This window comes from Kitasatospora sp. NPDC093102 (assembly GCF_040683915.1).
In the GTDB taxonomy this organism is placed as follows: domain Bacteria; phylum Actinomycetota; class Actinomycetes; order Streptomycetales; family Streptomycetaceae; genus Kitasatospora.
Genome location: NZ_JBFBFA010000041.1, coordinates 59,306 through 70,824 on the forward strand (window position 1 = coordinate 59,306; position 11,519 = coordinate 70,824).

8 protein-coding genes are annotated in these 11,519 nt (G+C 74.5%); 4 read left to right on the forward strand and 4 right to left on the reverse strand.

Annotation, left to right across the window (positions count from 1 at the left end; genetic code table 11):
• The first annotated feature begins 652 nt into the window (after positions 1 to 652).
• Positions 653 to 1,966 carry an alpha/beta fold hydrolase gene (locus AB0O11_RS32215; protein ID WP_363394051.1) on the forward strand — a complete coding sequence of 438 codons (1,314 nt, stop codon included), beginning with the start codon at positions 653 to 655 and terminating at the stop codon, positions 1,964 to 1,966.
• A gap of 34 nt (positions 1,967 to 2,000) precedes the next feature.
• On the opposite strand, the gene AB0O11_RS32220 is transcribed toward AB0O11_RS32215, so the two are convergent.
• A complete protein-coding gene (locus AB0O11_RS32220) occupies positions 2,001 to 3,539 on the reverse strand; it encodes a DUF4192 family protein (protein WP_363394054.1) in 1,539 nt (512 codons plus the stop codon).
• A 230-nt stretch (positions 3,540 to 3,769) separates the two neighbouring features.
• On the opposite strand from AB0O11_RS32220, the gene AB0O11_RS32225 reads away from it, so the two are divergent.
• Positions 3,770 to 5,965, forward strand: coding sequence for a RecQ family ATP-dependent DNA helicase (locus AB0O11_RS32225; protein ID WP_363394056.1), 2,196 nt, complete (start codon positions 3,770 to 3,772; stop codon positions 5,963 to 5,965).
• A gap of 378 nt (positions 5,966 to 6,343) precedes the next feature.
• A complete protein-coding gene (locus AB0O11_RS32230) occupies positions 6,344 to 7,048 on the forward strand; it encodes a hypothetical protein (protein ID WP_363394083.1) in 705 nt (234 codons plus the stop codon).
• 144 nt (positions 7,049 to 7,192) lie between these two features.
• On the opposite strand, the gene AB0O11_RS32235 is transcribed toward AB0O11_RS32230, so the two are convergent.
• From AB0O11_RS32235 to AB0O11_RS32245, 3 genes are all read right to left on the reverse strand, one after another.
• Positions 7,193 to 7,846 carry a hypothetical protein gene (locus AB0O11_RS32235; protein ID WP_363394059.1) on the reverse strand — a complete coding sequence of 218 codons (654 nt, stop codon included), beginning with the start codon at positions 7,844 to 7,846 and terminating at the stop codon, positions 7,193 to 7,195.
• Between the two features lie 100 nt (positions 7,847 to 7,946).
• The gene (locus tag AB0O11_RS32240) at positions 7,947 to 8,645 is read right to left on the reverse strand and encodes a ribonuclease HII (RefSeq protein WP_363394062.1); all 699 of its coding nucleotides are present in this window, start codon (positions 8,643 to 8,645) and stop codon (positions 7,947 to 7,949) included.
• Between the two features lie 171 nt (positions 8,646 to 8,816).
• A complete protein-coding gene (locus AB0O11_RS32245) occupies positions 8,817 to 9,404 on the reverse strand; it encodes a TetR/AcrR family transcriptional regulator (protein WP_363394064.1) in 588 nt (195 codons plus the stop codon).
• A gap of 425 nt (positions 9,405 to 9,829) precedes the next feature.
• Here AB0O11_RS32245 and AB0O11_RS32250 point away from each other — a divergent pair, with 425 nt between their 5' ends.
• Positions 9,830 to 11,371 (forward strand): MFS transporter, encoded by a 1,542-nt coding sequence (locus AB0O11_RS32250; protein WP_363394086.1) that lies wholly within the window; start codon positions 9,830 to 9,832, stop codon positions 11,369 to 11,371.
• The last annotated feature ends 148 nt before the right edge of the window (positions 11,372 to 11,519 follow it).

Genomic DNA, 11,519 nt, shown 5'->3' on the forward strand with positions numbered 1-11,519 from the left:
CCGTCGGCGGGTGTGCCGTGTCTGGCCGTACCCGGTGGCGGGTCGTGCCATGCGGTGCTCGGTACCGGGCCGGTACCGGCGCGCCGCGCCTTCGTTCCGGGGCCCTCACCGTGCCCGGCACACCGTCAGGTCCGGCGCCCCGGCCTGCCGGTGACGCCCTTCCCCTGCGGCCCGCGGCCGCCGGGTCGCCCGGTCCCGTGGTGGCGACCGGTCGCGGTACCGCACGCGGCCGCCGACCGCTGCCGGTGCCCGGGCGGTCGGGTCCGCACCGCCCGGCGATCGGCCCACCCGGACCGGGCGCGGGCCCCCGGGGGTGAACGCCGCGCACCGCCACCAGGTCACGCCCCGACGCTGCGCCGCTGGTCCGGGCGGCCCTGCCGGGCGGTCGTACCGCGTCCGTCGCAACGTCACCGGGGCCTGGTTGGGGGCGCGTCACCGTCCATGGTCCGGAGCCGGCACCCGCCTTTCGGGCCGCCACCGGGCCGGCTCTGGCCGGACGTCGGCCGGGCTCGGCCGTCCGGTCGGACGGGCAGGGCGGTCGAACCGGCGCTCGACCGCCGCCAGGATACGGTGCGGGGGTCGCGGCCCCCGCACCCGGTGACCCCGTGAACCGCGACGCGACCGCTGTGACCAGCAGAGACCGAGGAGTTGCATGTCCACCATCAGCCGGCTGCCCGGGATTGTCACAACCGACCACGTCTTCCAGCTGCCGCTCGACCACGCCGCCCCGCAGGGCGAGCAGATCGAGGTGTACGCCCGTGAGGTGGTGGCCGCAGGCCGCGAGCGGGACGACCTGCCCTGGCTGGTCTTCCTCCAGGGTGGCCCTGGGGGCAAGGCCGCCCGGCCGCTCGGCCGGGACTCCTGGTTGGAGCGCGCCCTGGACGACTACCGGGTGCTCCTGCTCGACCAGCGCGGCACCGGGCGGTCCACCCCCGCGACCCGGCAGACCCTCGCCCGGCGCGGCGGCCCGCAGGAACAGGCGGACTACCTGGCCCACTTCCGAGCGGACTCGATCGTCCGGGACGCCGAGCTGATCCGCGAGCGGCTGCTCGGCGCCGACCGACGCTGGAGCGTGCTCGGCCAGAGCTTCGGCGGCTTCTGCACCCTCACCTACCTCTCCATCGCCCCCGAGGGCCTGACCGAGGCCTTCATCACCGGTGGCCTCGCCGGCCTCGGCAGCTCGGCCGACGACGTCTACCGCGCCGCCTACCCGCGGGTGGTCCGCAAGAACGAGGACCACTACGCCCGGTTCCCGCAGGACATCCGGGCGGTTCGCCGGATCGCGGCCCACCTCGCCGACGCCCCCGCGACCCTGCCGGACGGCGGGCTGCTCACCGTCGAGGCGTTCCAGGCCCTCGGTCTGCTGCTCGGCGGCGACAGCGGCTCCGGCACGCTGCACTACCTGCTGGAGGAGGCCTGGGTGGAGGGCGCGACCGGGCCCGAGCTCTCCGACACCTTCCTGGCCGGTGCCCAGGCCCAGCTCTCCTTCGCGGGCGGCCCTCTGTACGCGGTGCTGCACGAGTCGATCTACGGCCAGCGGTCGGTGGACCAGGGTGGCACCGCCTGGGCGGCCGAGCGGGTCCGCAAGGAGTTCCCGCAGTTCGATGCCCGGGCCGCGCTGGAGTCCGACGCGCCGGTGCTGTTCACCGGGGAGATGATCTACCCCTGGATGTTCGACACCGACCCGGCGCTGCACCCGCTGAAGGAGACCGCGGAGCTGCTCGCCGCCCGTACCGACTGGGCCGACCTGTACGACCGGGCGCGGCTGGCCGACAACACCGTGCCGGTCGTGGCGGCGGTGTACCACGACGACATGTACGTGGACACCGCCGACTCGCTGGAGACCGCCCGCGCGGTGCGCGGCCTGCGGACCTGGATCACCAACGAGTGGGAGCACGACGGCCTTCGGGTGAGCGGCGGCAAGGTGCTGGACCGTCTGATCAAGATGGCGCACGGCGAGGCGTAGCGGCCCGCGGGCCGGCGCCGCGGCGCGGCTCGGCTCAGCGCGCACGGTGCCCTCCTCCCTTCGCCCGCCGGACGCCCCGGCAGCGGTGGAGGCCGGTGCGGGCTGCGGCGGGCGCACACGCCACAGCCCGGCCGAGCCGCAGACCCCGGGCGGACCGTTCCCCGGCCACCCGGGCGTGCCCGGGCATCGCGGCCTGTCCGAGCGGCCGGAGAAGGGCGACCGCCCCGGCACCGCCGCCGTCCGACTCCGGGCCTTCGGAGCCGTCGGCGGCGCCCGGGCCCGGATCGGCCGGTGCCGACACCGTGGACGAGCCCTTCCGGCGACCGCCCCGCCGGTGCCGCCGACCACCGGCGGACCGTGCGGGCCGCTCACCGGGAGCCCCGCTCGCCCCCGGGGCAGCGGGCCCGGAGGCCTCTTCGGCGGACGGCGGTGCCTCGGTGTTCGGTGCCCCGCCCGCCGGAGGAAGCGGTCCGCCGGCCGGGGCCGCGGGCTCCTCGCGCCGCCGCCGCTGGGCCTCGACCGCGGCCAGCAGACCCTGGGGCGTCATGCCGTCGTTGAGCGACTCGTAGAGCAGCTCGGCCAGCAGGTAGCCCGGGGCGAGCCGCAGGACGTGGCCGAGCACGACCCGGGCCGTCGCCGTGTCCCCGGCGACCCAGGACGTCCAGGCCAGCAGGGTGAGCGGGGCCACGGCACAGCCCTCGTACGGCGGCACGGCCCGCCGGGCGAGGAAGCGCCAGAGCCGCTCGGCCGGGGCCAGCTCGGCAGGCCGGGCGTACTCGACGCCGCGGTCCCGCACCAGACGGTCCCGCAGGGCGAGCAGCAGCTGGGCCGTCCGGTCCGCGTCGAGCTCCGTGGCTCCGGCCCGGAACTCGGCGACGGCCTGGTCGAGCAGGGCGATGCGCTGCTCCCGGGCGAGGGCGTCCACGGCCTCGGCCCGGGCGAGCGCCTCGCGCTGGGCGGCGTCCTCCGGCGGGCCGACCGGGTCCAGCCCGCCGATGATCGCCTTCCGGCTGCCGCGCGGCACCAGGCCGGCGACCGTCGCGGCGGCGGCGGCCGGACCGGGATCGGGGCTGCGCCGCACCGGATTGCCCGCCGGCTCGCAGCACCCGTCGCCGCGGCAGAGGAAGGACCACCAGCGGCCGTCCGAGACGCACAGCGACTCCTTGACCGCCACGCCCCGGCGCCCGAAGGCCGCCCGGAGGGCCTCGGCCAGCGGCCGCAGCCCGTCCACCACCGGCGGTGCGTGGGCCGTGCCGGGATCCTGGCAGAGGTAGAGGAGCACCTGGAGCGGCCGGGCGCCGTGCCGCTCGGAGAGGGCGACCAGCAGCGCGGCCGTCTCCTCCGCCGCGGCCGGCCACTGCGCGGGCGACTGCGGCAGGTCCGCCCGGATCACCCCGCCCTGATGGAGGCCGGGCCCGTGGAGCCCGACCGCGACGATGGAGTCGTCCGGGTGGAAACCCAGGAAGTACGGAAGCAGCTCGGCCATGTCGGCCGGACCGCGCATGACGACCGGCCCGTAGTCGGAGGCCGGGCCGAGGGACAGAATGACGTGTTCGTTGTTCATCGCGTTCATGGCCGCAAGAGTGGACGCAATCCGCGGACGATGCCGGAACCGACTTTTTTCCTGTGGATAACTCCGCCTCCGAATTCCCCTTCGCTCATTCGGAGCAGCCGACACTCCCTCCCGCGAGTGGATTTTGACTGCCGTTCAGCGGACCAGCGGATGAAATACACCCCGCCTTCCCCCGTCTCCCCTCCCCCCGCATTCGCCGCTTGTCGGCGGTACGGGGTTACATGGACGCCATGCAGCAGCCCGACACCCACACCACCGCCACCGCCGACCGCGCCGAGGTCCGGGCGCGGGCCGAGGCCGTCCTGCGCGAGCTCGCCGGCCCCGGAGCCGTCCTGCGCGAGGACCAGTGGACGGCCATCGAGGCCCTCGTGGTCGACCGCCGCCGCGCCCTGGTCGTCCAGCGCACGGGCTGGGGGAAGTCCGCGGTCTACTTCATCGCCACCGCCCTGCTCCGGGCCCGCGGCGCCGGGCCGACGGTGATCGTCTCGCCGCTGCTCGCCCTGATGCGCAACCAGGTCGAGTCGGCTGGCCGGGCCGGCATCCACGCCCGCACCATCAACTCGGCCAACACCGACGAGTGGGCCGGGATCCAGGACGAGGTCGCCACCGGGAAGGTCGACATCCTGCTGGTCAGCCCCGAGCGGCTGAACAACCCGGACTTCCGCGACCAGGTGCTGCCCGAGCTCGCCGCCTCCACCGGCCTGCTGGTGGTCGACGAGGCCCACTGCATCTCGGACTGGGGGCACGACTTCCGCCCCGACTACCGCCGGCTGCGCACCATGCTCGCGGACCTGCCGCCCGGCGTCCCGGTGCTGGCCACCACCGCCACCGCCAACGCCCGGGTCACCGCGGACGTCGCCGAGCAGCTCGGCACCGGCGCCACCGACGAGCACGCCCTGGTGCTGCGCGGGCCGCTCGACCGGGAGAGCCTCACCCTGGGCGTGCTCTCCCTGCCCGACCCGGCCCACCGCCTCGCCTGGCTGGCCGACCACCTCGACCGCTTGCCCGGCTCGGGCATCGTCTACACCCTGACGGTGGCCGCGGCCGAGGAGGTGACGGCCTTCCTGCGCGAGCGCGGCTTCCCGGTGGCCTCCTACTCCGGCCGCACCGAGGACGCCGAGCGCCGCACCGCCGAGGCCGACCTGCTGGCCAACCGGGTCAAGGCGCTGGTCGCCACCTCCGCGCTCGGCATGGGATTCGACAAGCCCGACCTCGGCTTCGTGGTGCACCTCGGCTCGCCCAGCTCGCCGATCGCCTACTACCAGCAGGTCGGCCGGGCCGGGCGCGGGGTGGACCGGGCCGAGGTGCTGCTGCTGCCCGGGCGCGAGGACGAGGCGATCTGGCGCTACTTCGCGTCGCTGGCCTTCCCGCCGGAGGAGCAGGTGCGCCGCACCATCGACGCACTGGCCGAGGCCGGTCGGCCGCTCTCCACCGCCGCTCTGGAGCCCCGGGTGGACCTGCGCCGGGCCCGGCTGGAGACCATGCTCAAGGTTCTCGACGTGGACGGCGCCGTCCGCCGGGTCAAGGGCGGCTGGACGGCCACCGGCCAGAGCTGGGAGTACGACACCACCCGTTACGCCAAGGTCGCCGCCTCCCGGGAGGCGGAGCAGCGGGCGATGCGCGAGTATGCGGCGGGCACGGGGTGCCGGATGGAGTTCCTGCGCCGACAGCTGGACGACGAGCAGGCCGCGCCGTGCGGGCGGTGCGACAACTGCGCGGGGCCGCTGCACACTCCGGACGTCTCCGCCGAGACGCTGGCGGCCGCCCGGGCCGCGCTCGGCCGCCCGGGCGTGAGCTTCGAGCCGCGCCGGCTCTGGCCGACCGGGATGGACGCGCTCGGGGTGCCGCTCAAGGGCCGGATCCCGGCGGGCGAGCAGGCGGAGACCGGCCGGGCGCTGGGGCGGCTGTCCGACATCGGCTGGGGCAACCGGCTGCGCACCCTGCTCGCCGAGCAGGCGCCGGACGTGCCGGTGCCCGGCGAGGCGGTGGACGCGCTGGTGGCGGTGCTCGCCGACTGGGCCCGCGGCCCGGGCGGCTGGGCCGGGCCCTCGACGACGGAGGGCGCCCGGCTGGAGCGGCCGGTCGGCGTGGTGACGATGGCCTCCTCGACCAGGCCCCAGCTCGTCGGCAACCTGGGCGCGCGGATCGCCGAGATCGGGCGGCTGCCGCTGCTCGGCCGGATCGGGTACGCCGGGGGGCTGCCCCCGCACGGCGCCCGCAGCAACAGCGCGCAGCGGCTGCACTCGCTGGCCGGCGCGCTGGTCCTGCCGCCGGAGGTGGAAGAGGCGGTGGCCGCCGCCGGGGGGCCGGTACTGCTGGTGGACGACCTCGTCGACTCGGGGTGGACGGTCACCGTGGCCGCCCGGCTGCTGCGCCGGGCCGGGGCGAGCGCGGTGCTGCCGCTGGTGCTGGCCGTGCAGGGGTGACGGGGCGGCGGAAAGCCGCCGGAGGAGCCTTCTCGTTCACCCGATCGGCCTAACAGAAAGGATCATGCGAAGCGATTTCGATCACACCGGTGGAGCGGCCCGAGAAAGGAGTGGCCACCATGCCGATGGCAGTTCGTCCCACCCTTCGGGCGTTGTCGATCAAGGCCCGGCGGCGCCTCCGCGGCGCTCGGCTCGCGGTGGAACATATCCGGCAGACCATGGGCTATCGGATGGCGTTCATCATTTCATCGTTGCCGCTCTGCCCCCGATGCCCCGAGAATTGGGAGGTACCCGAGACCCGGTCCGCTGGACCCGCCCTTCGGCGTACCCAGGCACCCACCTGCCCACGGGCCAGGAAGGAGGATCGTGATCAACGGTATCGGCCGAGGTCAGAATCCCTTCTCCGGGAGCCCGGAACCCAGACGGGTGCTGGATCTGGAGGCCTGGACCGCCTCGGGGATCCCGTTGCTGCGCGACCCCCGCGAGTTCGTCCTGGAACTGCACCAACGCCACCTGCCCCAGCCGGGCACCGTCGCGGTCGCCGTCCTGGACGCGCTCCACCGCCTCGTCGCCTCGGCCTCGTTCACCCCCTGGCCGCACGACACGGACGGCTGGCAGCACCGCAACGCCCTGCTGACGCACCTGCGCCGGATCATCCCGCACGACCTGCGGCTGCCCGAGCCGACCCGGACGGCCGTGCTGCTGCGCTGCCGCGACGGCGCACCCGGCTGGACGGAGCAGGACGGCGCCTGGATGTGGGCGCTGCGGGACGCGTCCGTGCTGCACGGGCTGCGTTGCGGCGCGTACATCGGACTCACCCCGGCGGGCTGGCAGGTCCTCGGCGACGGGCGGGGCGGACGCAACCCGCACGCGGGCTCGTGGGCCGACGGGCCGGTGCACACCGTGACGGAACTGCCGCCGCGCTCGGCGCTGGACGCCCCGCGCAGCCAGCGCACCCGCGAACTGGCGGCCGACCCGGCCAAGCGCGGAGAGGACGCGGCGCGCTCCCCGCAGTCCGAGGCCCCGTGGCCCCCGGCTCGGGTCGCAGCGGCCGAACCGACCCGCCGCACCGGCACCCGCTGAGTCGGCGGCGACCGGCCCCACGGGGGCGGTCCGCCACGGTCCGCCGCCCCACCGACCGCCGCCCCACCGACCGCGAAGGACCGCGGGACGGACCTCGGGCCCGGCACCGTACGACAGCACCGGGCCCGAAGTGGGCGACTGCGGTCAGGCCTTGACCGGGCGGCCCGGCGCGGCACCGGCCGCGCCCACGGCAGCCGGGCCGGCGTCGCCGCAGACCACCAGCAGCGCGGTCGCGTGGCCGAGCGCCTTGGCGTACGCCTCGGCGGCCTTGGCGGACGGTCCGCCGTTGACCACCAGGACGACCACCTCGCGGCGGACCGGACGGGTCAGCGCGGCGTCCGCGTAGAACACGTCCCCGCCCTCGGCGAGCTGCGCCCAGTAGCGCTCCTCACCGAAGGAGAGCTCGTGCTGCTGCCAGGGGTGCGCCTCGTCGACCGTCAGCACCAGGACGTCGCCCGGGCTGCGGCCGGACTCCAGCAGCCGGTCGATCGCGTCGTCGGCGCGTTCCACCGCCTGTGCCGGGGTGGCGGCGATCCGCTGGACCTCCACCTGCGGTGCGGCGGGGGCCGGGCGGCGCGGTGCCGGCCCGGGCTTGGGGGTCAACCGCGGCGGGCCCGGACGGGCGGCGCGCGGCGGGGCCGGGCGCGGGGGCGCCGGACGGGGGCCGGGCACCGGAGCCGGGGCGGCGACGGTGGTGGGTGCGGTGGCGGGGGCTTGTGCGTCCGACTCGCGGGGGAAGGGAACGCCGGGGCCCGGGAGGCTCTCGTGAATCTCCGGCTCCTCGGGGAAGACAGGCATACCCGGATATCTATCAAACGCCGGTCGGACGCACACGGGCACCCCACCCATTGGGCACCGGTCTCCCGCCGCCCCCGCCCGGGCAATTCCAGACGGACCGTCAGAAACCGAGCGTCAACTGTTCGTCGGCGGACTCCCGGCCGGCGCCCGCGTCCTCCCGAACGCGCTTGAGATGACGCCACTTCGGCAGCGCGTCCAAGTACGCCCAGGAGAGCCGGTGGTGCTCGGTGGGGCCGAGCTCCTCCAGCGCGGCCCGGTGCACCGGCGACGGGTAGCCGGCGTTGTCGGCGAAGCCGTACTCCGGGCACCCCTCGCCCAGTTCCGCCATCAGGCCGTCGCGGTGGACCTTGGCGAGCACCGAGGCCGCGGAGACGCAGATGCAGGACTGGTCACCCTTGATCACCGTGCGTACCCGCCAGGGGCCGCCGAGGTAGTCGTGATTGCCGTCCAGGATCACCGCGTCGGGCTCGACCGGCAGCGCCTCCAGCGCCCGAACGGCGGCCAGCCGCAGCGCCGCCGTCATGCCGAGCTCGTCGCACTCCTGCGGGGAGGCCTGCCCGAACGCATACGCGGTGACCCAGTCGGCGAGGACGGGGGCGAGCGCGCGGCGGCGCAACTCGGTGAGCAGCTTGGAGTCGGTCAGCCCCTCCGGCGCCCTGCGCAGGCCGGTGACGGCCGCTCCCACGGTGACCGGCCCGGCCCAGGCGCCGCGCCCGACCTCGTCGAGACCGACGACGATCTTGGCGCCGGCCCGGCGGAGCGAGCGTTCGACGGAGTGCGTCGGGGGGACGATGGGCATGGCGGATTCCGTTCGACTGGGGCAGCCTCCAGCCTAAGCCCGCCTCGCGACCGCCGAATCCGCCTCCCCGGACGGAAGGGGGTCCCCGGCAGTCGAGCACGCGGGGCCGGCGCCCGGACACGCGGGCCCGACACCACGCCCCCCTGGGGGGCCGGCCGCCGGCACTGCCCCTCAGGCCCGGATCAGCGGCTCCAGCACCTCGTCCAGCAGCCGGTCGGCGAAGCCCGGCCCCACGGTCTCCAACCCGCGGATCTTGACCTGGTAGAGCAGCATCGCCGGGATGACGTCCGCCACCAGCGGGGTGGCCGCGCCGGGCCGGACGTCGCCGCGCTCGGCGCCGCGGCGCAGGATCTCCAGGATGGTCCGCGCGGTCGGCTCGATGACCCGGTCGGTGATGAAAGCCTTGAAGACCTCGGCCCGCTCATGGTCGATCTCGCCCATCAGCGCGTTGAGCGCGGAGCCCACCCGGGAGGTCATCGCCTGTGTGAACCCATCGACGAGCTGGAGGAGTTCGTCACGTGCGGACCCGAGGTCGGGGGTGTCGTACGGGCGTGGGAGAGTGGCGTCCAGGGCGTCGATGACGAGCTCGTCCCTGGACGCCCAGCGCCGGTAGAGCGCGGCCTTCCCGGTCCGCGCCGCACTGGCGACGCCCTCCATGGTCAGCCGCGCGTATCCGCCGGAGGTGAGCTGGTCGAGCGCGGCCTCGAAGATCGCGTTCTCCAGTTCCTTGCCCCTGCGCCGCGCCGGCCGCGTCAGCACCTGACGAGCGGCTCGCACCGGACAGAGGGCCGGTTCGACAACCTCCGCCCCCACCCGGGCACCCGGCTCCACGCCCGCACCGGCGCCCGGCCCCGCGACCACCGGCCCGGCGCCCGCCTCCACCGGCCGAACAGCCGCAGGCCGCGTCCCGGCAGGCCGGACAGCGGCCTCCTCTGACACCGGGCCCGCCGAGCCGACCGGCGACCGACCGGACCGGTCAGCCACCAGGCGCCGCACCAACCGTTCCATCGCCACCATCCTTAAGGAACGCTTGCGTTCACAATCATGGCCAGGATATCGTCCCGATTAGTGAACGATCCCGTTCCTTCTCGGCCTGCGCAAGGGCGCAGCGCCAAACCCGGACCGGCGACTCCGCCGAACCCGCACCACCGAGCACATAGCCAGCAGGGGGCACATTCGTGGCTATATCCGACACGCTCAGCAAGAACTCACCACCGCGGACGAGCCAGGGGCGGGGCAAGGGCATCACCCTGACCGTCATCGCGGCCACCCAACTCATGGTGGTCCTCGACGCGACCATCGTGAACATCGCGCTGCCGCACATCAAGGACGCCCTGGGCTTCTCGACCACCGACCTGTCGTGGGTCATCAACGCCTACACCCTGACCTTCGGCGGGCTGCTGCTGCTCGGCGGTCGCGCGGGTGACATCCTCGGCCGCCGCCGGGTGTTCATCTTCGGCACCCTGCTGTTCGGCCTGGCCTCGCTGCTCGGCGGCTTCGCACAGGACAGCGGCCTGCTGCTGGCCGCTCGTGCCCTCCAGGGCATCGGTGGCGCGATCTGTTCCCCGACCGCCTTCGCCCTGATCGCCACCAACTTCGACGAGGGGCCGGAACGCAACCGGGCGTTCGGGGTGTTCTCGGCGGTGGCCGGTTCGGGCGCCGCGATCGGCCTGCTGGCCGGCGGTCTGCTCACCGAGTACCTGAACTGGCGCTGGGTGTTCTTCGTCAACGTGCCGATCGCGATCCTGATCGCGATCGCCGCGCCGCGCCACATCGCCGAGTCCGAGCGCCACCCGGGCCGCTTCGACCTGCCCGGCGCACTCACCTCGACGCTCGGCCTGATCGGCCTGGTCTACGGGTTCATCCGGGCCGCCTCGGACGGCTGGTCGGACAGCGTCACGCTCGGCTCCTTCGCGGCCGGTGCGATCCTGCTCGCCGCCTTCCTCGTGGTCGAGAGCCGCACCGACCAGCCGATCACCCCGATGCACCTGTTCGCCGACCGCAACCGCACCGGCGGCCTGGTGATGATGCTCTGCCTGGCCGCGGCCATGTTCGGCATCTTCTTCTACGTCGTGCTGTTCGTGCAGGGTCCGCTCGGCTACAGCCCGCTGAAGGCCGGCGTCTCCTTCCTCCCGATCAGCGTCGCGATCATCATCGCCGCACAGATCGCCTCCAACCTCCAGGCCAAGTACGGCCCGAAGCCCTTCATGGCGGGCGGCGCGCTGCTGGTCACCGTCGGCCTCACCTGGCTGACCCAGATGAACAAGGACAGCGGCTACCTGGACGGGGTGCTCGGCCCCACGGTGGTGTTCGGCCTCGGCATGGGTCTGATCTTCGTCCCGGTGATGCTGCTCTCCGTCGCGGGCGTCCCGGGCGAGGAGACCGGCGCCGCATCCGGCCTGCTCAACTCGATGCAGCAGATCGGCGGTTCGCTCGGCCTGTCGATCCTGACCACGGTCTTCGCGCACTACGCCACGGCCGAGGCCAAGGCGCAGCTGCCGAAGTTCACGGCCTCGGCCACACCGGAGCAGCTGGGCTACCTGAAGGACCACCAGGACTTCCCGGCGGGCACCGATGCCGCCAACTCGGTCCTCACCCAGGGCATATCGCACAGCTTCATCGTGGGCGCCGCGCTGGCGGCGGTCGCACTGCTGGTCGCGCTCTTCGCGATCAAGGCGAAGGCCGGCGACCTGCCGAGCGACACCGCCGGCGTCGCGATGCACTGAGCCGATCCACCAACCGATGCACTGGTGCACCGATTCGATGCACCGAGCCGATGAGCTGAGCCGATGAGCTGAGCCAGGGCGAGGACGGGGGCCCTGCTCGTCGACCGCGCCGGCGCCGTCCTCACCCCCGCACTCCGCGCGGAACTCC